The 22,750-nt window shown below is 67.7% G+C and carries 23 protein-coding genes; 9 read left to right on the top strand and 14 right to left on the bottom strand.

The features are described 5' to 3' along the window. Nucleotides 1-406 (bottom strand): hypothetical protein (locus OXG33_01615; protein ID MCY4112622.1); only part of this gene is annotated, 406 nt, incomplete at its 3' end. A 145-nt stretch (nucleotides 407-551) separates the two neighbouring features. Here OXG33_01615 and cmk point away from each other — a divergent pair. From cmk to OXG33_01635, 4 genes are all read left to right on the top strand, one after another. Then, nucleotides 552-1,259: a (d)CMP kinase gene (cmk, locus tag OXG33_01620; protein ID MCY4112623.1), complete on the top strand. Its 708-nt coding sequence runs from the start codon at nucleotides 552-554 to the stop codon at nucleotides 1,257-1,259. Then, nucleotides 1,249-1,956 (top strand): lysophospholipid acyltransferase family protein, encoded by a 708-nt coding sequence (locus OXG33_01625; protein ID MCY4112624.1) that lies wholly within the window; start codon nucleotides 1,249-1,251, stop codon nucleotides 1,954-1,956. Before cmk ends, OXG33_01625 begins: the two co-directional genes overlap by 11 nt. Continuing rightward, the gene (gene der / locus OXG33_01630) at nucleotides 1,949-3,271 is read left to right on the top strand and encodes a ribosome biogenesis GTPase Der (protein ID MCY4112625.1); all 1,323 of its coding nucleotides are present in this window, start codon (nucleotides 1,949-1,951) and stop codon (nucleotides 3,269-3,271) included. The genes OXG33_01625 and der overlap by 8 nt, the downstream gene beginning before the upstream one ends. A gap of 90 nt (nucleotides 3,272-3,361) precedes the next feature. Continuing rightward, complete coding sequence (locus OXG33_01635; GenBank protein ID MCY4112626.1) at nucleotides 3,362-4,036, top strand: glycerol-3-phosphate acyltransferase; 675 nt, start codon at nucleotides 3,362-3,364, stop codon at nucleotides 4,034-4,036. 28 nt (nucleotides 4,037-4,064) lie between these two features. Here OXG33_01635 and OXG33_01640 read toward each other — a convergent pair whose 3' ends face one another. Genes OXG33_01640 through OXG33_01675 form a run of 8 tightly spaced genes read right to left on the bottom strand, consistent with a single transcriptional unit; the run spans nucleotide 4,065 to nucleotide 10,434 of the window. Then, nucleotides 4,065-5,630, bottom strand: coding sequence for an NAD(P)H-hydrate dehydratase (locus OXG33_01640; GenBank protein MCY4112627.1), 1,566 nt, complete (start codon nucleotides 5,628-5,630; stop codon nucleotides 4,065-4,067). Beyond that, nucleotides 5,627-6,007 carry a holo-ACP synthase gene (acpS, locus tag OXG33_01645; GenBank protein MCY4112628.1) on the bottom strand — a complete coding sequence of 127 codons (381 nt, stop codon included), beginning with the start codon at nucleotides 6,005-6,007 and terminating at the stop codon, nucleotides 5,627-5,629. Before acpS ends, OXG33_01640 begins: the two co-directional genes overlap by 4 nt. Nucleotides 6,008-6,014: 7 nt before the next feature. After that, nucleotides 6,015-7,247 (bottom strand): FecR domain-containing protein, encoded by a 1,233-nt coding sequence (locus OXG33_01650; protein ID MCY4112629.1) that lies wholly within the window; start codon nucleotides 7,245-7,247, stop codon nucleotides 6,015-6,017. Between the two features lie 9 nt (nucleotides 7,248-7,256). Next, a complete protein-coding gene (locus OXG33_01655; GenBank protein MCY4112630.1) occupies nucleotides 7,257-7,532 on the bottom strand; it encodes an acylphosphatase in 276 nt (91 codons plus the stop codon). 7 nt (nucleotides 7,533-7,539) lie between these two features. Then, entirely contained in the window at nucleotides 7,540-8,574 is a 1,035-nt protein-coding gene (gene ruvB, locus OXG33_01660; GenBank protein MCY4112631.1) for a Holliday junction branch migration DNA helicase RuvB, read from the bottom strand. Continuing rightward, nucleotides 8,571-9,149, bottom strand: a complete 579-nt coding sequence (gene ruvA, locus OXG33_01665; GenBank protein ID MCY4112632.1) for a Holliday junction branch migration protein RuvA — start codon at nucleotides 9,147-9,149, stop codon at nucleotides 8,571-8,573. Before ruvA ends, ruvB begins: the two co-directional genes overlap by 4 nt. Further along, nucleotides 9,146-9,655: a crossover junction endodeoxyribonuclease RuvC gene (gene ruvC, locus OXG33_01670; protein MCY4112633.1), complete on the bottom strand. Its 510-nt coding sequence runs from the start codon at nucleotides 9,653-9,655 to the stop codon at nucleotides 9,146-9,148. The genes ruvA and ruvC overlap by 4 nt, the downstream gene beginning before the upstream one ends. A 23-nt stretch (nucleotides 9,656-9,678) precedes the next feature. Further along, nucleotides 9,679-10,434 (bottom strand): YebC/PmpR family DNA-binding transcriptional regulator, encoded by a 756-nt coding sequence (locus OXG33_01675; GenBank protein ID MCY4112634.1) that lies wholly within the window; start codon nucleotides 10,432-10,434, stop codon nucleotides 9,679-9,681. Nucleotides 10,435-10,566: 132 nt separating this feature from the next. Between OXG33_01675 and OXG33_01680 the strand changes: the two genes are divergently transcribed. After that, complete coding sequence (locus OXG33_01680; protein ID MCY4112635.1) at nucleotides 10,567-11,892, top strand: aspartate aminotransferase family protein; 1,326 nt, start codon at nucleotides 10,567-10,569, stop codon at nucleotides 11,890-11,892. Between the two features lie 63 nt (nucleotides 11,893-11,955). On the opposite strand, the gene OXG33_01685 is transcribed toward OXG33_01680, so the two are convergent. The 3 genes from OXG33_01685 to OXG33_01695 are packed head-to-tail and all read right to left on the bottom strand — an operon-like array spanning nucleotide 11,956 to nucleotide 14,485. Next, nucleotides 11,956-12,885 carry a dihydrodipicolinate synthase family protein gene (locus OXG33_01685; GenBank protein MCY4112636.1) on the bottom strand — a complete coding sequence of 310 codons (930 nt, stop codon included), beginning with the start codon at nucleotides 12,883-12,885 and terminating at the stop codon, nucleotides 11,956-11,958. After that, nucleotides 12,882-13,625 (bottom strand): SDR family NAD(P)-dependent oxidoreductase, encoded by a 744-nt coding sequence (locus OXG33_01690; GenBank protein ID MCY4112637.1) that lies wholly within the window; start codon nucleotides 13,623-13,625, stop codon nucleotides 12,882-12,884. Before OXG33_01690 ends, OXG33_01685 begins: the two co-directional genes overlap by 4 nt. Then, on the bottom strand, nucleotides 13,622-14,485 hold the full coding sequence (locus tag OXG33_01695; GenBank protein ID MCY4112638.1) for a TIM barrel protein: 864 nt from the start codon (nucleotides 14,483-14,485) through the stop codon (nucleotides 13,622-13,624). The genes OXG33_01690 and OXG33_01695 overlap by 4 nt, the downstream gene beginning before the upstream one ends. An 82-nt stretch (nucleotides 14,486-14,567) precedes the next feature. On the opposite strand from OXG33_01695, the gene OXG33_01700 reads away from it, so the two are divergent. The 3 genes from OXG33_01700 to OXG33_01710 are packed head-to-tail and all read left to right on the top strand — an operon-like array spanning nucleotide 14,568 to nucleotide 17,408. Continuing rightward, nucleotides 14,568-15,353, top strand: coding sequence for an SGNH/GDSL hydrolase family protein (locus OXG33_01700; GenBank protein MCY4112639.1), 786 nt, complete (start codon nucleotides 14,568-14,570; stop codon nucleotides 15,351-15,353). Then, nucleotides 15,346-16,245 (top strand): dihydrodipicolinate synthase family protein, encoded by a 900-nt coding sequence (locus OXG33_01705; GenBank protein MCY4112640.1) that lies wholly within the window; start codon nucleotides 15,346-15,348, stop codon nucleotides 16,243-16,245. Before OXG33_01700 ends, OXG33_01705 begins: the two co-directional genes overlap by 8 nt. A gap of 53 nt (nucleotides 16,246-16,298) precedes the next feature. After that, nucleotides 16,299-17,408 (top strand): mandelate racemase/muconate lactonizing enzyme family protein, encoded by a 1,110-nt coding sequence (locus tag OXG33_01710; protein MCY4112641.1) that lies wholly within the window; start codon nucleotides 16,299-16,301, stop codon nucleotides 17,406-17,408. A gap of 197 nt (nucleotides 17,409-17,605) precedes the next feature. Here the strand turns inward: OXG33_01710 and OXG33_01715 are convergent, their stop codons facing one another. Further along, on the bottom strand, nucleotides 17,606-19,336 hold the full coding sequence (locus OXG33_01715) for a leucine-rich repeat domain-containing protein (protein ID MCY4112642.1): 1,731 nt from the start codon (nucleotides 19,334-19,336) through the stop codon (nucleotides 17,606-17,608). A 1,215-nt stretch (nucleotides 19,337-20,551) separates the two neighbouring features. Then, nucleotides 20,552-21,346 (bottom strand): sugar phosphate isomerase/epimerase, encoded by a 795-nt coding sequence (locus OXG33_01720; protein ID MCY4112643.1) that lies wholly within the window; start codon nucleotides 21,344-21,346, stop codon nucleotides 20,552-20,554. A 301-nt stretch (nucleotides 21,347-21,647) separates the two neighbouring features. Between OXG33_01720 and OXG33_01725 the strand changes: the two genes are divergently transcribed. Continuing rightward, nucleotides 21,648-22,619 (top strand): aldo/keto reductase, encoded by a 972-nt coding sequence (locus OXG33_01725; protein ID MCY4112644.1) that lies wholly within the window; start codon nucleotides 21,648-21,650, stop codon nucleotides 22,617-22,619. The last annotated feature ends 131 nt before the right edge of the window (nucleotides 22,620-22,750 follow it).

Raw genomic sequence — 22,750 nt, forward strand, 5'->3', positions numbered from 1 at the left:
CGATGCCGATGATCACGCCCGGCAGGCCGTTCGACGAGCCTGTGGTGCCGTCGACGGCCGGCGGCCGGTACGCGCGGTCGATGAGCACCCGGATCCGCGTGCCGCCGGTATCGGCCTGGCCAATCTGGGTGCCCGGGTAGTAGGCCTGCAGGATGTGCGCCGCGGATTGGCCGGCGTGCGCCCGCCCGCGCGCGCCCCACTGCGACATCCCCACGCCGTGGCCCCATCCCGCGCCTTCGAGCCGAACGGTGGCGTGGGGATGAAAGGGGATGGCGACGGTGCTCACCGCGGCCGCGCGGCCTGGCGCGGTCGCCAGCAACACCGCCGTCACGGCAACCAGGCCCGCAAGGGCCTCTGCCTGCCGGCCCGCCCGGCACCAGCGGAAGATGGGGGCGTGTCGTCTCACAGAGCACCGAGTGTACGGCCCGCGGGCACGGGATTGAGCCACATGCGCAACGAAAGGCCGTAGTCGACCGTGACGCCCGGTGGAGCGTCGGCTGCTCGGGCGGCCCATATACTGCATGGGTGGCGTCGCGCAGCGGCAAACACTCATGAGCGCTCCCGCCGCGCGGGGCCCTATTGTCACTATCGACGGTCCGGCTGCCGTGGGCAAGACGACAGTCGGGCGCATGCTGGCCGAGTCTCTGGGCTACCTGTGCCTGGACAGCGGGCTGTTCTACCGTGCCGTGGCGCTGGCGACCGTGCGCGCCGACGGCGATCCAGACAGTGCGGACGATGCCCTGGCGGCCGCCCGCTCGCTCCGGTTGCGCTTTGCGGTCGACCCGTCCGGGAGGTTCGCGGCGCGCGCCTTCAACGGGGACTGCGATATCACCGAGGCGCTCATCAGCCCCGAGGTGGATCGCACCGTCTCGTTGGTTTCGCGGATTCCCGCGGTGCGAGCGGCGATGCTCGAGCCCCAGCGCGAGGCGCTCCGCGAGGGTGACATCGTGGCCCTTGGCCGCGACATCGGGACCGTGGTGTGCCCCGAAGCCGATCTCAAGGTCTACCTGGATGCCAGCCCGGACGTGCGCGCGCGGCGTCGCTGGAAAGAACGCCGGGACGCCGGGGGCCGGATGGACATCGCCGATATCCACGAAAACCTGTTGGCGCGGGACCGCATCGATTCGCAGCGATCGATCGCGCCGTTGCGGGCCGCGTCCGACGCCGTGATCATTTCCACCGATGCTTGCGCGCCGGCCGAGGTGGTGGAGGCCATCAGGGCGTCAATGACCGACCGGGGGTTGATCCATGCGGCCTGAAGTCGAGTGGGAAGCCCGTGACACTCCGCGCCCGGCGATGTGGGCCTATCTCTCCGGGAGAGCCTTCGGTCGCTTTGTCCTGTTTCCACTGCTCTTCGATATGCACGTCCGCGGGCTGGAGCACGTGCCGTCGGACGGCCCATTGATCCTGGCGTCCAACCACGTGAGCAACTTCGATCCGATCCTGGTGGGGACCTATGTTCCGCGCACGACGACGTTCGTAGCCAAGCAGGAGCTTTACCGGGTGGCGCCGCTGGCCCTGCTTTGGCATTGGTGGGGCGCCGTGCTGGTCCGGCGCGACGGTCTGGACATGCGCCCGCTGCGCATGCTGCTGCGGATCCTGGCGGAAGGCGGGACGGTCGGCATGTTTCCCGAGGGCACGCGCAGCCGCGGCAAGGGCCTGCAGCGGCCCTTGCCCGGCGTGGCGTACCTGGCGGTGAAGAGCGGCGTGCCGATTCTTCCGGTGGCCGTCTGGGGCGCGGACAGCTTGAATCTCAAGCGGCGGATGGTGCGCGGCCGTCCCCGGGTTGACATCCGCGTGGGCCCGGTGATGGTTCCCGAGGTGCCCGCGGGCCGAATTACGCGCGAGGTGCTCGACCAGGTTGGCGAAGACGTGATGCACAGCATTGCGGCGCTGCTGCCGGAACGCTTGCGCGGGGTCTACGCCGCGACGAGCGAGGGATCCGTCGATGGCTGACGGCGATCGACAGCTTCCACTGGTGGCGCTGATCGGGCGGCCCAACGTCGGCAAGTCCACGCTGTTCAACCGGCTGGTCGGGGAACGCTCGGCGGTGGTCGAGCCGCAGCCGGGCACCACGCGCGATCGCATCTACGGCGAGCTGGAGTGGCGCGGACGCGCGTTCGCCGTTGTGGATACGGCGGGCATCGCCTGGCACGACCCGGCGCCAGTGGCCGAGGCGGCCGTGGCGCAGGCCAGGGCCGCCGCCGATGAAGCCGACCTGGTGCTGGTGGTCACGGACGTCCAGACCGGGGTGACGGAGCTGGACGGCATCGTGGCCCGCGAGGTGCTTAAGCGCCGGCGGCCGCACCTGCTGGTTGTCAACAAGGCCGACCACATGGATCTGCGGTTGGACACCGGCGAGTTTTACGCCCTTGGCCTTGGCGAACCGACGGCCATTTCCGCGATGCACGGCACCGCGACTGGCGACCTGCTGGATGCCGTGGCCGAGCGCCTGCCGGCCGTGGCCTATGCCGGCGAGCCCGATGAGTTGCCCCGATTGGCGATTGTGGGTCGCCCGAACGTCGGCAAGTCGTCGCTGCTCAATGCGCTGTTGGGTGAGACGCGGGCGCTGGTGCACGACGCGCCGGGGACGACGCGAGACAGCATCGACACCCTGCTGGAGTGGGAGGGCCGGTCCATCCGACTCATCGACACGGCGGGAATTCGGCGCCGGGGGCACATTGACTCGGGCGTGGAATACCACAGCGTGTTGCGGGCCGTGCGCTCGATTCAGCGCTGCGACGTGGGCCTGCTGGTGGTCGATGCGCACGAGGGCGCAACCGCGCAGGACGCGCACGTGGCCGGGCTCGTGCTCGAGGCCGGCAAGGGCATCGTCGTGCTCGCTAACAAATGGGACATGCTCCAAGACCCCGAGCGCCGCAAAGAGGTGGACTTCCACCTCGAGCGGGTTTTGCATTTCCTGCCGGAGGCGCCGTTTCTGCACACGTCCGCGCTCACCGGACGCGGCGTGCCGGCGAGCGTCAGCGCCGGGCTCCAGGTGCATGAAGTGCGGCAGACGCGCGTGGCGACGGGTCCGCTCAATCGGTTCTTGCGCGCCTGGGCCGGCCGGCGCGGTCCGCCCAGTCGCAAGGGACGCCAGGCGCGCTTCAAATACGCCACGCAGATCGGCGTCAGCCCGCCGTCCTTCGTGACGTTCTTCGCGCGGCCCGAAAACGTGCATCCCTCGTATGTGCGCTATCTCGAAAACGGGCTGCGCGAGGCATTCGGATTCGACGGCACGCCGATCGTCATCCGGCTGCGGCCGTCGTAGCACTTCGCCGACGGCCGGTCGAGCTGGCGGGTTGACAGGCGACGTGCCCCATTTCAAGCTTGGCGCCACGCGGCGGTAGGGGGCTGCCTGATGTCCGTGGGCGAGATACTCGGCGCGATCGGTCTTGTGCTCGGCGCCTACGTCGTTGGCTCGCTGCCGACCGGCGTGCTCGTGTGCCGGGTCGGATTCGGCATCGACGTGTTCGCGCAGGGCAGCCGACGGTCGGGCGCCACGAACGTCATGCGCGCGGTTGGGTTTGGACCGGCGGCGCTCGTGATCGTTGGCGATTTGCTAAAGGGGTTTCTTCCCGGGCTGGCGGCCCGCCTGATCTTCGGCGGGGACTCCATCGTGCCGGTGCTGGCGGTGACGGCAGCGGTCGCCGGACACAATTGGTCCGTCTTCTTGCGTCTCCGCGGCGGTCGCGGCGTGGTCACGTCGGTCGGCGGCTTGGCGGCGATGGTTCCGATCGTGGCTGCGATCGCGCTTCCGGCAGGTCTGCTGGCGGCGGCGATCAGCCGCTACGTCTCCGTGGGCTCGCTGACCGGCTCCCTGACCGCGCTGCTGAGTGCGGTCATCTTTTATGCCGTCGCCGGTTGGATCACGGGCTACGACCTGCTGCTGGCGGCCGGGCTCGCGTTCTTTATGTTCACGCAGCACATTGACAATATGCGACGAATCGTCGCCGGTAAGGAGCGACGGCTTCCGGCCTGGGCCGGCCTCATTGGCGGACGCAACGGGCGCAATCGAGGGTCGTCGCTGAGCTAAGCCGGAGACGGGATTCAGGGCTCGAGCGCTACGGGGCGCCGTCCTGCTCAAGCGTGTCCGCCAGCGCCGGCCCAAGCTGCTGGGCGATTCTCTCCACCGCGACCCCCGCCGCGCGGCCGTCCGCGGCGAGCTCAGCCGCTCGGGCGTGGAGCCACACGCCGAGACGCGCGGCATCGAGCGGTCGAAGGCCCTGCGCGGCCAGCGCGGCCACGGCGCCGGCCAGCACGTCGCCAGATCCTGCCGCGGCCAGCGCGGGATTGGGCCGCGCAAGGACAAAAGGCCGGTTGTCAGCGGCCACGAACGTCGGCGAGCCTTTGCCGATCACGACCGCGCCACTGAGGGCCGCAAGCTCGCGCGTGGCTTGCAACATGTCGGCTCCGCGCGGGGTTTCGGCGAGATCGAGAAGGCGGCGCATCTCGCCCGGGTGCGGCGTGAGAATCGTGCTCGGACCCAGCGACCCTAACCGCGCGGGCTCATCGGCGAGCGCGTTGAGCCCGTCGGCGTCGACGACGGTGGGGGTACCGTGCCGTGCGCTGGCCGCAAGATCACACGCCAGCGCATCGCTGCTCGCGCTTCGGCCAAGACCGGGACCCACCAGCAGCGCTGTCGGTTCGCCCAGCGCCTCGATGGCGTCCAGCGTTGCGCCGATGCAGCCGTCGGCGTTCGCCGGCAGTACGCGAAAGGTGGCCGCGGGCGCCACGGCCGCGCAGGCGCCAACCGACGCTTCCACGGAAGCGACGGTCACGACGCCGGCTCCGGCGCCCTGAGCCGCCAGGCCCGCGAGAGCGGGCGCGCCGCGATAGGCGGTCGATCCGCCCACGATCAGCACGCGGCCAAACGTGCCTTTGTGCGCGTCGAGCGGTCGCGCCGGCGCGAGCTCTCGAACTGTGGCGGCATCGATGATCTGCGGTGCGCCCGAGGCGGCAATCTGCGGTGCGAGGCCGATGTCGAGCGCCTCCACCGCTCCCGCGCAGTCGATGCCCGGGTGCAGCACTGTGCCGAGCTTGACGGGACCGGTGGCAAGGGTGCCGGATACGCGAAATGCGATGGGGTCCGCTTGCCCGGAATCGGCGTCCACGCCGGTCGGGATGTCGATGGCGAGCCGAGGCTGGCCGGAGACTTCCGGCAGCGCGCGCAGCATTTCCGCGACCTGGCCGCGCAGCGGCGGCGTGCTCCCGATGCCAAGCAGCCCGTCCACGACGCAAGCCGCCGCCCGGATGTCGCGCGCAAGCGGCCTCGCGTCGCCTGCCCAGACGCGCCAGCGCACCCCGGCCGCGCGGGCCGCATCGACCAACGGATCAGCGGATCGCGCGCGCGATGCCCAGCAGACGACGGCGGCTCCCCCGCGGGCGAGCGTGCGCGCCATGATGAGCGCATCGCCGCCGTTGTCGCCGGGGCCGACCAGGGCCGCGATCACGCGCCCGCGCAGTGGACCAACGCGGCGGTGAACCGCAACGGCGAGCGCCATCCCCGCACGATGCATCAAGTCGATCTCAGGCGCCGTCGCCGACTCGAGTCGCCGCATGCCGGCGACGTCCACCACGCGGTCGAAGGCCGCTCCCGACGTCCGCACCACAGCCTGCGGTCGCGTCACGGGCCGCTGAGCGCCACGACGAAGGCGATGGCCTGATCGCGGCTGTGGGTGAGGCTGATGTCGAGGTCGGTGATGCCGAGCTCGGCTGCCCGTCGCTCGGCGGCGCCGTAGAGGCGCACGAGCGGCTTGCCGCGCGGATCGTTCACGACCTCGATCTCCTTCCACAGCACGCCGCGCATGCCCGTGCCCAGCGCCTTGGACACGGCTTCCTTGGCCGCAAAGCGCGCGGCCAGCTCGTCCGCGCGCCCGCGGCATCTCGCCTGCTCGGCGGGCGTGTAGATGCGGTTGAGAAACCGCGAGCCATAGCGGCGGTGCGCCTGGCGGATGCGCTCGATCTCGATCAGGTCGACGCCGGTGCGGACGCGATGGCCGCTCACGGTCGTCTCAGTGCCCGGTTATTTCAACGCGGCGAATCGAGGAGTCGTACTCCCAACCGCTGCCGAGCAACTCGATTCGGCGCAGCTTCACGGGCGGCGGCTGCAGGGCCCCGAGAAGATCGTCCACGTCGAGCGTGGTCCATTGGCCGCGGGGTACCTGCTGACCCAGCTTCACGCTGAGACCGTCATCGTTCTGGTGGTAGAACCCCGCGCCCCAGATCTGCTCGCCGCCTTGATCGTCCACATAGACCAAGCGAACCATCAGCGGATACTCGGTACCGGCCGTGCCGCCGCCGGACAGGCTCTGAGCGTCCGTCCGCGCTTCCAGACGCAACCGCAGGGTCATGAGATCACGCGTATCGATGTCGAGCAGCTGCATGACGCCACTCTCGCCGTGCCGATCAATCGGAATGCCCTCGCTGGAGCGCACAAAGCGGAGGGTTCCGTCGAAAACTTCAACCCGGCCCGCCGGCCCGGCCTCGGTGTCGAAGAAGCTCCACCACGGACCGTTGCCGATGTCGGTGGCGAACAGCGAGTCTTGGATCAGGTCTCGCTCGATCGGCAGCGGCCCAACGAGGCCGGAGGCCATGCTGAACTCCGCCCGCGATTGACTGGTGAGGTGAAGCGAGCGACTGCCAAGGCTCAGGCTGGCCTCACCGACGCGCACCGCCACGTGGCTAGGGCCTTCGACCGGGCGCTCGACGAGGTAGCTCCCCTCCGCGAGGTCCAGTCGACCATCGTCGACGAGCACCGTGATCGCGCGGTCGGGGATTCGCGGGTGCCGGCTCACGCCGATGCGCACGTGCCCGGTGAACAGCCGCACGACCGAGTCTTGCGAGCGCTCGTTGAATCGTCCGAATTGCATGCGTTGGAGGGCCAGCTCGGTCTCGTTATAAAGCAGCAGGGTGCTTCCGTCGGGAAGGCTCACGAGCACGCGGGAGCGGTCATCCGTTCGAAGCCGCGTTCCCTCGGGCAGGTCGGCCGTCGGCGCGAGCTGACGCCACGTGGCGGCTGCGGGCGGCTGAAAGAGCACGGTTCCCTCGAGGACGACAGCTCGGCTGCCCCGCGCTTCTTGCACCAGGCCAAGCGCCGCGCCGATCCCACGCGGCACAAAGACCGCCAGCGCAACGCAGACAACGAGCGACGCGATGAGCGCGACCCACGCGAGCCGCTGCATGCCGCGGTAGGCCTCAGTCTCGCGGGCTGCCTGGCGTGACGCTATTTCCGTCTCCGTGCGCATTTGCGCATTTTAGGTTCGAATTGAAAAGCCCGTGAATTCACCGGTTTCCGCCGGCCAAGCGGCGTCGATCTGCACCACGCGAGCACCGGGCGGGCCGACGCGCAACTGCCCGAGCAGTGATTCGAGGTCTTCCCGACGGCCCTCGGCGCAGACTTCGACTGAGTGTCCGTCGGCTCGATTACGGACGTATCCGCCTAGGCCGAGTCGCCGACCTTGCGTTTGGACGAAGTAGCGAAACGCGACACCCTGCACCCGGCCATACACCGTCGCGGCAAGGCGAGGCACGCCGGCCTTAGAGCAGCGAGCCCTGCTGCGTGCCGGAGTCGCCCTTGGTGAATCCCAGGTGCTCGTAGGCCTTGGGAGTGGCGACGCGGCCGCGAGACGTCCGCGCCAGGAAGCCGGCTTGCAGCAGGTATGGCTCGTAGTGGGACTCCAAGGTCGTGACTTCCTCGGCCACCGTGGCGGCCAGGGATTGAAGACCGACGGGGCCGCCAGCGTAGGACTCGATGATGGTGGTCAAGATTCGGCGGTCCATGCTGTCGAGGCCATGGGGATCGACGCCCATGTCTTCGAGCGCCTGGTTGGCCACGGCCTGGGTTACCACGCCGTCCGCCTCGACCTCGGCAAAGTCGCGCACGCGGCGCAGCAGCCGGTTGCAGACTCGCGCCGTGCCGCGCGCCCGCCGCGCAATCGCCGCGGCCCCGGCGGGCACGACGTGGACGCCGAGAATCCTCGCCGAGCGCCGCACGATCTGGGCGCACTCGTCGGGCGAGTAGAAGTCGAGGCGATAGGACTCGCCGAAACGATCGCTCAGCGCCGGCGTGAGCTGGCCGTGCCTCGTCGTGGCGCCAACGACGGTGAACCGCGGCAGGTCGAGCCGATAGGTGCGTGCGTGCGGCTTGCCTGCGCCGACCACGATGTCCAGCGCGAAGTCCTCCATGGCGGGATAGAGGATCTCCTCGACCGTCTTTCCCAGCCGGTGAATCTCATCGATGAACAGGACCTCGCCGGGTTCCATGCTGCTCAAGGTGGCGGCGAGATCGCCGGGGCGTTCGAGCGCCGGCCCGGACGTGACGTGCAGCCGGCCTTCCATCTCGGTGGCGATGATGTTGGCCAGGGTGGTCTTGCCCAGGCCCGGAGGTCCGGCGAGCAAGATGTGGTCGATGGGCTCGCCGCGTTGCAGTGCCGCGGCGATCATCAGGCGCAGGCCGCGCTTGACGCGCGGCTGCCCGATGAACTCGTCGTCCGCGAGGCTGACGGGGCGGAGGGTGGTTTCGAGACTGCGATCCTCACCGCCGGCATCGGCGGCGACGATGCGTTCGGTCACGGTGTGACCCGCATGCCGAGGATGCGCAACGCCGCGGCGATGCGATCCGCCACGTCCAGGTCTTCTCCGGCGATCTGCTCGAGCGCCAGCTGCGCCTCGACACGCGTGTAGCCGAGCCCGACCAGCGCGTCGAGCGCCTCATCGGCTCCCGTCGGTCCCAGTCGAATCCCCGGCTCGGGAACCAGCTTGCCCCGCAGCTCGAGAATGATGCGGTTGGCCAGCTTGCGCCCGATGCCCGAGACCGCCTGGAATGGACGGGGATCTTCCTCGTCGAGGGCCTGCACGATGCGGTCCACCGGATGACTGGAGAGCACCCGCACGGCCATCCGCGGCCCCACGCCGGTGACGTCAAGCAGGTGGCGATACGTCTCCAACTCCTGCGCGGAGCCGAAGCCGGCAAGAATTGCCCCGTCAGACGCGATGTGGGTGTGCGTGTGGAGTTCCACCGGCTGCCCGGGCGACCGGCGCGCCCGCGCCGGAACCACGACTTCCAATCCGAGACCCGTGCCGTGGACCTTTATGACCAGCGAGTCGTCGCCGGTGCGGATGACCAGACCCTCCAGGTAGCCGATCATCGGACGCCCAGGGTGCGCTCGAGCGTGCGCGCGCGGATCGAGTGCTGGTGGCAGATCGCCGTCGCCAGCGCGTCGGCGGCGTGGTCGGAGGTCGGTGGCGCGGCCATGCGCAGCAGCCGGACCACCATGGCTTGCACGGCGTCCTTCTCGGCGGCGCCGTAGCCGGCCACGGCGAGCTTGATTTCCTTCGGCGCATACTCTTCCACCGACAGCCCACGGTCGGCCGCCACCAGGTGAACCACGCCCGTGGCATAGGCGACCTGCGCGGCGGTTGTCAGTCGGCGGGCATACCCCAAGCGCTCGAGCGCAATGTCGGTGACCGGATATCGCTCGACAAGCTCCGCGAGCGCGTCGCGGATGGTGGCCAGGCGGGTTCCGAGCGGGTCCTTGGCCCGCGTGGTGATGCACCCCGAGTCCAAGGCCCTCGCCTGGTGCGGTCCCGCGACGATTCCGAAGCCACAGCGCGCCGTCCCGGGATCGATACCCAGCGTCACCCGATCAGGCATGCCGGCCGAATCGCGTGAGGACGCTAGGAGGCCAGCTGCGCGAGCAGGTCGTCGCTGATCTCCAACGTGGTGTAGACGCGCTGCACGTCGTCGAGTTCCTCCAACGCTTCCGCCATGCGCATGGCCTGCGCCGCCTTGGCGGCCTCCAACGGCATCGGCGTGGTCGGCTCATGGACCAAATCAGCGGAGGTGATCCGGTACCCGGCGTCGCTGAGCTCGCGGCGCATGCGCGCCAGGTCCGCCGCCGGCGTGGACACGTGCACCGTGCCGTTGGCCGCCTCGACGTCCAGGGCGCCGGCGTCGATGGCCGTCAACTCGATTTCCTCTGGATCGGCGTCCCCAACCGCAACCGCCAGGCTGCCGCGCGCCTCGAACTGCCACGCCACCGAGCCGGAGTCGGCAAACCGGCCCCCGAGACTTCCTACGGCGTTGCGCACCTCCGCGACGGCGCGATTGCGATTGTCCGTGACCACTTCGATCAGCAGCCCGACGCCCGCGGGACCGTAGGCCTCGTAGGTGAGCTCGATTAGCGAGGCGCCCTCACCGGGACCGCCGCCGGCGCCGCGCTGGATCGAGCGCTCGATCGTGTCCTTGGGCATGTTCGCGGCACGGGCTTTGGCGAGCGCCTGCTCGAGCCGGAAGTTTCCGCTGGGGTCGGGGCCGCCGTCTTGCACGGCCACCGTGATCTCGCGCCCGATCTTGGTGTAGAGCTGCCCGCGCTTTGCGTCGTTCGCGGCTTTCTGGCGCTTGATTTGCGACCACTTGGAATGGCCGGACATTGCCTGCACCCCCAGGGAGCCGCGCGGGATTTCTCGAAGTATAGGATAGCGTTGTTCGCTGTTTGTGCGTACCTTCCGTCACCGCGGCCGGGCGCGGGCTATGCTGGCGCGGAGTCACCGGAGCCCCAGCCAATGACGCAGGAATCAACGTTGCCTCGCGCCGCATCCGCGGCCCTGTTCGATCGCGCGCGACAGGTGATCCCGGGCGGAGTCAATACGTCGCTGCGAAAGGTCGAGCCGCAGATCGTCTGGTCCGGAGCGGAGGGCGCCTACCTCCACGACGTGGACGGCAACAGCTACCTCGACTACAACGCCGCGTTCGGCCCGATCATCCTGGGGCACGCGCATCCGGGCGTGGCCGCCGGGGTGGCCGAGCAGCAGCGCACGCTGGACCTCACGGGAATCGGGACCAGCGAGCTGGAGATCCAGGCGGCCGAAAAGGTCGTGGAGCACGTGCCGTCGGCCGAGCAGGTGCTGTTTTGCACGTCGGGCTCCGAGGCCACCTACCACGCGGTGCGGGTGGCGCGCGGGGCCACGGGCCGCCGGGCCATCGTCAAGTTCCAGGGGCACTTTCACGGCTGGCACGACCACCTGCTCGCCAACGTCATCTCGCCGCCCGACCGCGTGGGCCGGCTGGACCCGCTGTCGTCCGGCATCCTGCCGGACGTTCACGCCGAGCTGATCGTGCTGGAATGGAACGACCTGGAGGAGTTGGAGCGACTGATGGCCGAGCGCGGCCAGGAGATCGCGGCCGTGATCCTGGAACCCATTCCCCACGCGATCGGCGTGGTGATGCCCGAGCAGGAGTTCCTCACTCGCCTGCGAGCGCTGACCCGTGAACATGGGGTCGTGTTGGTGTTCGACGAGGTGGTCACGGGCTTTCGGCACGCGCTGGGCGGTTTTCAGGCCATCACAGGCATCACCCCGGACCTGACCACGCTGGGCAAGGCCATGGCGAACGGCTACCCCTGTGCGGCGATCTGCGGCCGGCGCGACCTGATGCAGCACTTCAACACGTCGGACGGCGACGTGTTCTTCTCGGGCACGTTCAACGGGCACCCGCTGGCGATGGCGGCTTGCCTGTCCACCATCGAGGCGCTTGAGCAGCCGGGGCTCTACGAAAGGCTGTTCGACCTGGGCGAGCGCATGCGGCGGGGGCTCGACGACATCATTCAGCGGCTGGGCATCGAGGCGTTCGCCAGCCAGTTCGGCTCGGTGTTCGTGACCTACTTCATGTCCCCGCCGGCCAACTCGTACCGCGACCTGCTGCGCAACGACGACGAGATGTACATCGACTTTCACCGCGGCATGCTGGAGCGCGGCTTCTACATGCTGCCGATGGCCCTCAAGCGCAACCACATCTCGGCGGCGCACACGGAAAGCGACATCGACCGCACGCTGGAGGCGGCCGACGACGTCCTGACGGCGCTGGCGCAGGGCCGGCCCGTCACGCGGTAGCGGCCGCCAAACGCGTCTGCCCTCGAGTAGGGGCGGGTTTCAAATCCGCCCCTACCGTGGTCTTCAGCGGTATTCGCCCGCAGGCCCCAGCTCGTCCTCGATTTCGCAGATCAGCTCGATCAGCTCGTCCGCGACCCGTTCGTGATGCGCGTCGAACGGCATGATCGGCTCGCGCACCCGGGTGGTGGCGAATAGGCCGCGACGGACGCAGTAGCGCTTGTAGAAGTGGATCGAGATGTCGATGTACTGGTGCGCGAAGGCCAGGAACGGCACCACGCGGTGAAACAGCTCGCGCGCATCGTCCCGGCGACCGGCGCGGTGCAACCGAAAGATGTGCACGAACGGCCGGTTGATGGCGGTGGTGGTTGTGAAGTGCGTGCCGCGATCGAGGGCCTCGATGAACTGCGGCAGCGACCAGCCGCAGCCAATGGTGAGCCGGTTATCGGTCGCGGCGATGAGCTCGGAAGTCTTGGCGCCGGAGGGCACGGTCTCCAGCTTCAGGCAGCGGAAGGCATCCAACTCGTCCCATAGCTGCATGAGCGTGCGGCGGGCCATACCGTAGCCGCCCCAATGCAGGTCTTGGATCATGAGCATGGGCATGCCGGCGCGGGCGACCTCGCGAAAGTAGTCCAACGCGCCATCGTGATCCTCGATCAGCGGCACCGGCACCGCGCATAGAACCCCGTCGACGCCAAGCGCCACGGCGTCCTCGGCCAGCGCGCGCGCACGTTGCGCATCCGGGTCGCTGGCGCCGGCGACGACCGTGACGCGGCCGCCGACGATTCGCAGCACCTCGCGCACGTAGACATGCCGCTCGTCGGGCGTGAGCTTGGCGACTTCGCTGGCCACCGCGGGAACGATGAACCCGCTCACGCCGTCGGCGATGGCTTCCTCCAACAGGCGTTCGAGTGACGCGACATCGAGCTTGTCGTCATCGGTGAAGGGCGTGTTGACGATCGGCACGACGCCCGTGAGGGGATAGAGATCCTTCATGCCGTAAACACAGTTCCGCGCACGTAGTCGGCCTCATCCGACGCGAGGAACGCCAGCACGCGGGCCACGCCCTCCGGATCGCGCAGTTCTTTCTTGGCGGCGTCGATGTCCGCGCGCGACCATCCGCGCGCCCGCCCCTCGTCCTCGACGTTTGCCCGTTTGAGCGGCGTGTCAACGATCGACGGACACACGGTGTTTACCCGGATGGGGCGTCCCGCCAGGTGGTTCGGCGCGATGAAACCCAGGCCATGAACGGCGGCTTTGCTCGTGCCATAGGCCACGGATGAGCTGCGGCTGGTCACGCCGGCCCCCGACGCGACCAGGAGGATTGTGCCCCCGCGATCACCCATGGCCGCCACGGCGTGCTTGATGCAGAGGAAGGTGCCGCGCACGTTCACGTCCTGGACCCGCTCGAACGTGGCGAGATCCAATTCCGCGATTTCGACGAAGGCGCCCTGCAGGATTCCCGCACAGGTGACGAGGACGTCGAGCGTTCCGAACTCGGAAACAGCAGTCTGGATCAGGCGTTCGCAGTCGGGCTCGCGCGTAACGTCGACGTGCGTGAAGGCGGCGGTCAGACCCGACTCGGTGAGCTCGCGCGCCAGGGCTGCGCCCTTTGCGTCGTCGACGTCGCCGATAACCACGCGCGCGCCGCGCGCCGCGCAGAGTCGCGCGGTGGCGCCGCCAATGCCCGACGCGCCGCCGGTGATGACCACGACCCGTCCGTCAAGCGACGTCATGACGCGGCATCCCAGGACAGACCGGCCTGGGCCATGGCGTCATCAACGGCCTGCTTGGCGGGCGCGAGCTGGTCGAGCGTCAAGTGCTCCAGCAGTACCCATGCGTGCGGCTCGGCGGCGTTGAGTCGCTTCAGCCACCGCGCGTGATCGACGACGCCCTCGCCCGGCACGACCTCGTCGACGTGCAGCACAAGCTCCTCCCGGACGACGTAGTCCTTCCAGTGTGCCGCCGCGATCCGGCCTCGCGCACCGTCGAGCAGGTCGTCGTAGATCGAATTTGGCCGCCAAGCATCCCAGATGCTGCCGATGAAGTTCACCGGATCGAGGTTGAAGGTGAGGGCCGGCGAGTCGATGGCGTCGAGAATGGCAGTCACGCGCTCGTGCCGATCGATGGTCGATAGGACATGCCCCTCGAACGCCAGCACCACGCCGAGGTCCTCCGCGGCCCGGGTCGCAACGCGCAGGCTGTCTAGCGCGCGGTCGAACGTGGCGTCCAGATGATGGTCCGGGTGGCCAAACCATGGGCCGTTGGAATTGAGCCCGCCGGGCCGGACGTAGCAGGTGCGCGCGCCAAGGACCTTCGTCGCATGCATGTGGGCGATCAGGCCGTCGATACCCAGGCGGCGGTCGGCGTCACTGTGCCCGACCAGCGATCCATACGCGCCGTTGGACTGGGCGATGACCAAGCCCGCGTCGGCAATGACGCCGCGCGCGTGCCGAAGGTCTGCCTCACTGGCCTCGCCGGGACCGCCCAGCTTGACGTTCGTGCCCTGAAACCCCAAGTCGGCCAGGCCGCGCACGTCGGCCGGCGATATGTCCGCCGGACGGTCGGGCAATGCCCCCGCCACGCCGATCAGCATGTCTCGATGGTCCGTGCGATGCGACGGATCATCCTACGGCGTGTGCCACACTCGGCGCGCTCGCCCAATGAGAGCAGCCATCATGTCGGACACTGCCCCTCCACGCGATTGGCATCCCGAACCCTTCCGCAAGCTCGTCACGCTTGGCGAGAGCACCACCGCCGGCGGCTGGAGCTCGGTGCGCGAGCGCAGCTGGCCCCATGTGCTGGCCGCGCTGATCTCGGACTTTCAGGACGAGCCCGTCGAGTTGGTCAACACCGGCATCGGGGCGAACGTCATCTCCACGCGCGTGCCCTGCTACTCATACTCCGGCAAACCGGCGGCCAACGAGCGCGTACAAAAGCACGTGATCGATCACGCTCCCGACTTGCTCGTGATCTCCTACGGCCTGAACGACGCTCGCGGCGGCACGCCGGCCGAGATGTTCCGCAGCGAGCTGACGGGCGTCATCGAGAAGGTGCGGGCGGGGTGCGATCCGTTGATCGTGCTGCCGGGGCCCTACTACATGACCGACTTCGGCCTCGGAGAGCACTTTCAGGAAGGCAGCCATGAGGTGTTCCAGACCTACAACCTCGTCACCGAGCAGGTCGCCCAGGCGACGAATTGCCTGTTCAGCGACGTTTACAACGCCTACGGCGGCGCGGCGTGGATGGTGCACTACGACGGCGTCCACGCCAACGACCTGGGGCACCGGCTGGTCGCGCACACCATTTTCCAGACGCTGGCGCAGACTTGCTCCGGATTGGCCATCCGCACCAAGCGCCTGGAGCGCACCGGCGAGCGCTGGCGCGACGAATCCACGCTGATGGCGGACTACGGCTACCAGGGTCGGCGGGCCATGCCGCTCGAAATCGACGACGATGCCTAGCGACGAGCCGCGCATGCGGGGCGTGTTCCCCGTCTTGCAGTCGCCGTTCGACGACGCCGACCGGCTCGATCTCGACGCGCTGGCGGCCGAGGTGGACTTCTGCCGGCGGGCGGGCGTCCACGGCGTCGTGTACCCCGCCATTGCCAGCGAGTTTCAATACCTGACGGACGACGAGCGCCGCGCCGGGGTCGAGGCGGTGGTCACGGCGGCCGCGGGCGCCGTTCCGGTCGTGGCCGGCGTCGCGTCGGCCAGCGGCGCGCAGGCGGCGGTCTACGCCGAGCATGCCGCCCAAGCCGGCGCGAGGGCCGTGATGGCGCTACCGCCGATCCTTTCACCCGGGAGCCCTGACGAGCTGCGGGCCTACTACGCGGGCATCGCTCGGGCGGCTCATTTGCCGCTGTTCGTGCAGCATTCGCAGGCCGGCATGGACGCCGAGTTCCTGGCGGGCCTGGTGCGCGACATCGATTCGGTGCACTACATCAAAGAGGAGATGCACCCGAGCGCGCACTACATCAGCGGCGTGCTGGAGGCGCTCCCGGCGGGTTCGGTGGGCGTGTTCGGCGGCTACTACGGTCGCTGGATGCTCTCGGAGCTGGCGCGCGGCGCGACGGGGTTCATGCCCGCCGCCGACACCGTGGACGTGCACGTGCAGGTCTGGGAGGCCTGGCAGCAGGGCGACAGGGCCGGCGCGCGCGAGATCTTCAATCGGCTTCTGCCGCTCATCAACCTGTCGGTGCTGCTGGAAACGCCGCTGCTGAAGGAAGTGCTGGTGCGGCGGGGCGTGTTCACCTCGACGCGAATGCGCCAGCCGGGCGCGCTCCAGCCCGACGAGCACGATCACGCGGAGTTGGACGCCATCCTGGAGAACCTGCAGCCGCTGCTGCGCGCCTGACGCCGGGCGCGGGCATCGGTCACAATGCCCCGCCCCCAGCCAGAGACCTCGCCATGAAGATCACCTCCGTCCAGGCCATCGTTCTCCGACTGCCCGACGTCACCACCGCCGCCGACGGCACGCAGGACACCTGCCTGATCCGCATCGAGACCGACGCCGGCATCACCGGCTGGGGCGAGGTGGATTCGGCGCCGACCGTGGTGCGCGCGGCCGTCGAAGCGCCGCTGTCGAACGGCATCACGCGCGGCCTGGCCAGCGCGCTGGAGGGATCCGATCCGCTGGCCATCGACGCCTGCATGCAGCGCATCTACGACCTCACGCAGTACTACACGCGCTACGGGGCGGGCGCCCACGCGGTGGCTGGAGTAAACATCGCGCTCTGGGACATCGCGGGCAAGGCCTACGGCCAGCCGATCTACCGGCTGTTCGGCGCGGCGCAGCGGCAGGTGCGGGCCTACGCGTCGGTGCTGTTCCAGGACACGCCCGCGGAAACTTACGAGCTGGCGGCGCGCCTGGCCGACCGGGGCTTCACGGCGGCGAAGTTTGGCTGGGGGCCGATGGGGCAGAGCGAGGCCAACGACATCGCCCTCGTCCGCGAGGCGCGGCGGGGCCTGGGCGAGGAAGTGGACCTGATGGTGGACGCGGGCCAGCCCTGGGACTGGCGCACGGCCCTGGTTCGCACCCGGCAATTCGCCGAGTTCCGCCCATTCTGGCTGGAGGAACCGCTGCACCCCGAGGACGTCGCCGGCTACGGCAAGCTCTCGGCGGTGAGCGAGATCCCGATCGCGGGCGGCGAGTCAGAGTCCCGCCTGCTCGATTTCGAGGAGTTGATCCTGGTGGGCGGGCTGGACTGGGTGCAGGCCGACCCGGGCCGCTGCGGCATTACCACCATGGTTGAGATTGGGCGCCTCGCGGCCCGCCATCAGCGCGGCTTCGTGAACCACACGTTCAAGACCGGAGTCTCGATCGCGGCCTCGCTGCACGTGCTGGCGGCGGTGCCGAATACGCAGGTGCTCGAATACGCCATGACCGAGTCGCCGATCCGCCACGAGCTGACCTACGAAGACTTCGAGCTCGACGCCGGATGGGTCGGCCCATCCGACGCACCCGGTCTCGGCGTGACCATCAACGAGGCGACGCTGGAGCGGTACGGGGTGGCTTAGCCGGGCAGACTATGCGCCGAGGCTTACTGATGCCAACGGCCGCCGCTCGTACTAACTTCGACCGGCGGCCGCCGGTGTCGGGACGACGCCGGCCAACCCACTCACTGACATTCGGCCTGCCATCGTCGCCTACCGTCGGCAAACATGCTGGCTGGTGCCGGCGAGCGCGTGGTGTCGCTCTTGATCAACCCGACGCATCACTCCCGCTCGCACACCGGAAGCGCGCGGTTGTCTTCGCTGCGGTAGTCAACCGCGTGCCATACGGTCCGCGGGATGCAGCCGGTCATGCGGTTGCCCCACAGCCCCAACCACGTCAAATCGGTCAGCCGGTTAAATTCCGGCGGGATTGCCCCCGTGAGTCGATTCGACGGGAGGCTGAGTTCCTGCAACTTGCCCAATTGCCCCAGTTCCGGCGGGATCGCCCCGGTCAACTGGTTGGAGGCGAGTTTGAGCTTCGTCAAGTTCGCCAACTGACCCAGTTCAGGCGGGATTGTCCCCGTCAGTTGGTTGGAGCTGAGGTTGAGCTCCGTCAAGCTCGCCAGTTGGCCCAGCTCCGGTGGAATCCCCCCCGTCAGTTCGAAGTTGTGGGAAAGGTCGAGCCTAGTCAAGTTTGCCAACTGGCCCAGTTCCGGCGGGATCGCTCCCGTCAGTTGGTTGAAGCCGAGGTCCAGCTCTGTCAGGTTCGCCAACTGGCCCAGTTGTGGTGGAATCGGTCCCCGCAATTCGTTCGAGGAGAGGTCGAGCCTGGTCAACTCCGTCAACTGGCCCGATTCCGGCGGGACCACCCCCGTCAGTCGGTTCGTTCTCAGATTCAGGATGCGGAGGCTGGTCAATCCCCCGAGTTCCGGTGGGATCCCCCCCGCCAGCCGTGGGTTCTCGGAGAGGTTGAGATCCTGAAGCTTGGCCAATTGCCCAAGCTCCGCCGGAATCTCACCAGTCAGCCGGTTGCCGGCGAGGTTCAGGGACTCCAAGGCCCCCAGGTCTCCGAGGCTTGGGGGAATCGAACCGAAGAGTCCCACCTTCTCCAAGCGCAACCCACGCACGCGAAGCGGCAAGCCCTTGGACGTCGAAGTCTCGATCACGACTCCCGCCCAGGAGGTGATCGGCAAACTGGGGTCCCAGCGGAATCGCGCATTCCCGGCGAGCACTGCAAGACTCCTGAGCAGCACCTCGCAGTCTTGGACGAGGCCGGGATTCGCATCGGGCCTGGGAACGACGACGCCCGCGGAGCAGTCGGCGGGGTCGCCGTGTGCTTTGTCTGGGAGGTGGAGATACCCTTCGTACAGGATGCGAGGGTCCCCGCCGTCGCGGTCCATCGTGACGAGAAAACGCTCTGGGCTGTGGATTGCGATTCGGGAGCCATCGGGCGACCAGGCAACCAATCCGGGAACGGGCCGCTCGTCCAGCGGCGGCGTCAACCAGCGATGCTTGGTCCCATCGGGACTGACGAGAAGGAGATAGGGCAAGTCGGATGTGAGGAGAATCTCCGATCCGTCCGGTGACCACTCGACCTGACGGATCCGGTCGAGTCGATTTCGGAAACTTAGGTCGATCGACTCGATCTGACGACCGCCGGCGTCGATTTCACCGGCGCCAATCACCAACCGTCGATCGGTGCCATCCGCATTCGCGGTGAACACCCCCCACTCGGATCCGACGGTTCCGCGAGCAGCCGCAAATGCGATGCGTTGCCCGTCGGGGGACCACGAAGGCCGCGGCGGGATCTCGCGGGGCCGCGGGGGCAGATCACCTATCCATGCCAAGGGAATCCGCCCAATCTCGCTCATCCGCCACTCAGGCACACTCACGGTATATAGAGTGAGCGGTTTTCTATACTTGTCGTCAACCTTATCTATTGTATAAAGCGCGATATGTTTACCGTCCGGCGACCAAATTGGCGGGGCGAAGGCGAATCCTTCACTCGTCAATGGCGCCGGCAATATACGGCGTGCAATCTCGTCTGAAGCGTTCCATACGTACAAGCTATCCGCAGCTGGAAACCACCGAGGCTCTTCCGCTGACAAGAAGACCATCCGAGTGCCATCTGGTGACCACACAGGATAGTGATCGACTCTCTGTTCGCTCTTGGTGATCCGTGTATTCGTAGTAATCCGGTGATAACCATTCTTGTCAAGTTCACCGAGCACAATCTCATAATTCGCTGATGGCAACGGCGGCTCGCTGGCAATTCTCGAATAGCTGCCCCCAGCCGCTACGTCTTGAAAATACTCGCAACTCGTATAGGCGATTCTATCGCCCGTCTCGGAGATGTCTGCGTAATGACCGTGCCCAAGAGAAACGCTTTCGAAGTTATGATCTACTGGAGTAGCGTCAAGTACGTGAAATATCTCTCCAGTCAAGTCATCTGCCAACCAGACCGAACCACTGGAACCAAATACAATACCGGGTCCAACACGCGACCAGCGTAGGAAATGCGACCAATCCTCAGGTAGGACTGAGTCGTCATAGCAACGATAGTGGACTGTACGAATCTCCGAATCGACATGGACGCTTCGTGTTTGTGCAGGCTGTGGGCGATGTTCCGTAGTCGGGCGCTCCGCAATCATGATGCCACTTGAATACTCAGTCACGGTCGTTCCATCAGGCAATACTCGTCGCGACACTACTCTCGATACTGACTCCGTTGGCGTCGGAGTAGCCTGCGGAATCGCAGCGTCGGTAGACGGAGCGGGTGGGCTCTCTTGTGCCGTTCTCGAAGTGTCAGATGCGTCCGGATCGCAGCTAGCCAGACTCACCGCCAGTCCGACCGCGGCCAGAAGCGGGACGGCAAAGCGCCACGACTTGCGATGACCCTTCACGGGTCCACCTCCTACGCGCTGATGGCGTTGGGTACCGTGTGCTTCATTGGATAGTACGCGTGCAGTGGCGGAATCGTTCCATCGTCACTTTCGACTATGTGGTGAACCTCGAAAGATGGGGTGAGGGCTTCCAATGCTCGGGCGCCTTGAGAGGCAAATGGGGTCGGAGGAGGCTAAGTTCCGCCAGCGGCGGAATTGTCGGCCGCGGGTCCCACGCTGCGAGCAGCGCGGACCACCGAGCCTGGATTCCGGCGTGCGCCGGAATGACGACGGGTTGCGCCCGGGGGTCTTATTCCAGCGAGAATGGGGATTGGGCGGAATTCCCTAGCCTTCGGCAAGCAATTGCCGCAGGTAGGTGATTTCGTGGGCCGCCGTCTCTTCCCACAGATGGTGGTTGGCGTGCTCGATGCTGATCCAGCCGTTGAAGCCTTCCTCCTGCAGGATGTGCAGGTAGCGCCGGAAGTCGAGGTCGCCGGCGTCTAGGAAAGTGAGCTGGCCCCAGGTGGTCTCGGTGGCGCCGATCCAGTTGTGCGCCTGGATCTGGTCCACGTAGCGTCCGAGCTGTCGCGCGCTGTCCTCGGGCGTCTCGCCGACGAGCGGGGTCTGGATCGCCACCCGCAGGTTGGGACGGTCCACCAGCTCCAGCAGCCGAATCGTCGTCGGGCTGGTATCGGAGAGACACGGTCCGCTGTGGATCACCTGATGCGTTTCGAGCAGCAGGATCACGCCTGACGCCGCCGCCATGTCGCAGGCTTCCTGGAGCCCCCTGACGCAGCGCGCCCACATGGCGTCGTCGGCGTCGGCGCTGGGCGTAGTGCCGGTATAGGCGCGCACGTAAAGGGCGCCCAGCGTTTCCGCGTAGCCGACGAAGATGGCGGCCTCGCGCAGGGAGGCCGCCGCCGACGCCTCGCTGGTGGTGAAGTCGAAGTAGGGACTCAGCTGCACAATCTGCAGGTCCCGCACCGCACAGGCGTCGCGCACCCAGGCGAGATCGGCCGTGTCGAGGTATTGCTTCCAGAGGTCGATGCCGTCGTAGCCGAGGCGGCCGGCGACCTCGATGCAGCGCTCGGCCACGTCCTGGGTCCAGCCGAACCCCATCATCGCCAGGGAAACTTGCATGCGGACCCCTCAGGTGCGCGTCGGGCGGAGTTTAAGGGAAGTCAGAGAGGCTCTGCGCGGTGACGACGCCTGCGGCTTTCGGCGAGGGAATGACCAGAGATTGATTTGAGCCGCAAGCCGCTGACCCCCATCCCAACCTTCCCCCTGTTAGGGGGAAGGGGTCGAACCGGATGAACCCTGGCGTCGGCCATTGATCCCCATCCTGACCTTCCCCCTTCCAGGGGAATGACCGAACTGGGGATATACGCGCTTCGGGCCGTCGCGGTATTGTCAGGATGGCGGCTGACGGAGGGGAATCCACGTGGAGTATCGACGGCTGGGCAAGACCGGACTCGACGTGTCCGTCGTGGGCATGGGCTGCTGGGGTCTCAGCGGCGGGTTGGGACACGTGTCGCAGGCTCAGGCCAACGCGACGGTGCACGCGGCCATCGATGCCGGGGTGACGCTGTTCGACACGGCCGACGCCTACGGACCGCGCCTGAGCGAGCTGATGCTCGGCAAGGCGCTGCGCGGCGTGCGCGACCAGGTGCTCATCGCGACCAAGGTGGGCCAGATCGGCTGGAACACGGGGCACCTGCTCAGCTATGAGTCGGTCGAGCACGTCCACAACTGCTGCGACGCCAGCCTCTACCGCCTCGGAACCGACGTGATCGACATTTACCAGTGCCACCAGCCCAATCCGGCGCATCCCGAGGTGCTGGTGGAGGCCTTCGAGCAGCTGCTCCAGGCGGGCAAGATCCGGTCCTACGGCGTCTCGACGGACGATCCGGCGGTGCTGCGCGCCTTTGACGAGCGCGGCGGCAACGGCGTCTGCCAACTCGGGTACAGCGCGCTCAACCGCGCGGCGGAGCGCCAAATACTGCCGCTGTGCGCCGAGTGGGACATCGGAACGCTGGTGCGCGTGCCGTTGGAGCGGGGCATCCTCACCGGGAAGTTCGACCGGGGCACGGTCTTCGACGACATGAACCGCTCGGCGTGGAACGAGTCCGCGCGGGCCGAGTTCCTCGCGCAACTTGACGCCGCGGAGCAAATTCGTCCGCTGACGAACGCGCGGCGCAGCATGACGCAGGTCTCGCTGGCCTATCTGCTGGCGCACCCGGCGGTGACGTCGGTGATTCCCGGAATGAAGACGCCGGAGCAGGCGCGCGGCAACGCCGCGGCTGCCGACGTGGCCCTGACGGCGGACGAGATCGAGTTGATACGGAGTATTCCGGAGTCGACGTCCGTGCCGCTGGGCGCATCCGGAAAGCCCATCGACCGGTCGCCGACTTAACACACGAAGCGTCTAAAGAGCCCAGCTCCCGTCCGCCTCCCCCTCTCCGAAAGGGTGTCCGCCTCCCTCTCCCATGGGAGACCTTTGAATTATTGGGGGCGGGGCGCGTGGGGAAGGGCCTCGGCACCGCC

The organism is Chloroflexota bacterium, assembly GCA_026708035.1.
In the GTDB taxonomy this organism is placed as follows: Bacteria; Chloroflexota; UBA11872; order UBA11872; family UBA11872; genus JAJECS01.

Coding starts and splice junctions, on each gene's coding strand:
- ruvA (MCY4112632.1), bottom strand. CDS start 9,149: ATGATCGGCTACCTGGAGGGTCTGGTCATCCGCACCGGCGACGACTCG.
- OXG33_01690 (MCY4112637.1), bottom strand. CDS start 13,625: ATGACGTCGCTTGACGGACGGGTCGTGGTCATCACCGGCGGCGCGTCG.
- OXG33_01700 (MCY4112639.1), top strand. CDS start 14,568: ATGTCGGACACTGCCCCTCCACGCGATTGGCATCCCGAACCCTTCCGC.
- OXG33_01675 (MCY4112634.1), bottom strand. CDS start 10,434: ATGTCCGGCCATTCCAAGTGGTCGCAAATCAAGCGCCAGAAAGCCGCG.
- OXG33_01705 (MCY4112640.1), top strand. CDS start 15,346: ATGCCTAGCGACGAGCCGCGCATGCGGGGCGTGTTCCCCGTCTTGCAG.
- OXG33_01680 (MCY4112635.1), top strand. CDS start 10,567: ATGACGCAGGAATCAACGTTGCCTCGCGCCGCATCCGCGGCCCTGTTC.
- ruvC (MCY4112633.1), bottom strand. CDS start 9,655: ATGCCTGATCGGGTGACGCTGGGTATCGATCCCGGGACGGCGCGCTGT.
- OXG33_01685 (MCY4112636.1), bottom strand. CDS start 12,885: ATGAAGGATCTCTATCCCCTCACGGGCGTCGTGCCGATCGTCAACACG.
- cmk (MCY4112623.1), top strand. CDS start 552: ATGAGCGCTCCCGCCGCGCGGGGCCCTATTGTCACTATCGACGGTCCG.
- OXG33_01710 (MCY4112641.1), top strand. CDS start 16,299: ATGAAGATCACCTCCGTCCAGGCCATCGTTCTCCGACTGCCCGACGTC.
- OXG33_01635 (MCY4112626.1), top strand. CDS start 3,362: ATGTCCGTGGGCGAGATACTCGGCGCGATCGGTCTTGTGCTCGGCGCC.
- OXG33_01695 (MCY4112638.1), bottom strand. CDS start 14,485: ATGCTGATCGGCGTGGCGGGGGCATTGCCCGACCGTCCGGCGGACATA.
- OXG33_01625 (MCY4112624.1), top strand. CDS start 1,249: ATGCGGCCTGAAGTCGAGTGGGAAGCCCGTGACACTCCGCGCCCGGCG.
- OXG33_01650 (MCY4112629.1), bottom strand. CDS start 7,247: ATGCGCACGGAGACGGAAATAGCGTCACGCCAGGCAGCCCGCGAGACT.
- der (MCY4112625.1), top strand. CDS start 1,949: ATGGCTGACGGCGATCGACAGCTTCCACTGGTGGCGCTGATCGGGCGG.
- OXG33_01720 (MCY4112643.1), bottom strand. CDS start 21,346: ATGCAAGTTTCCCTGGCGATGATGGGGTTCGGCTGGACCCAGGACGTG.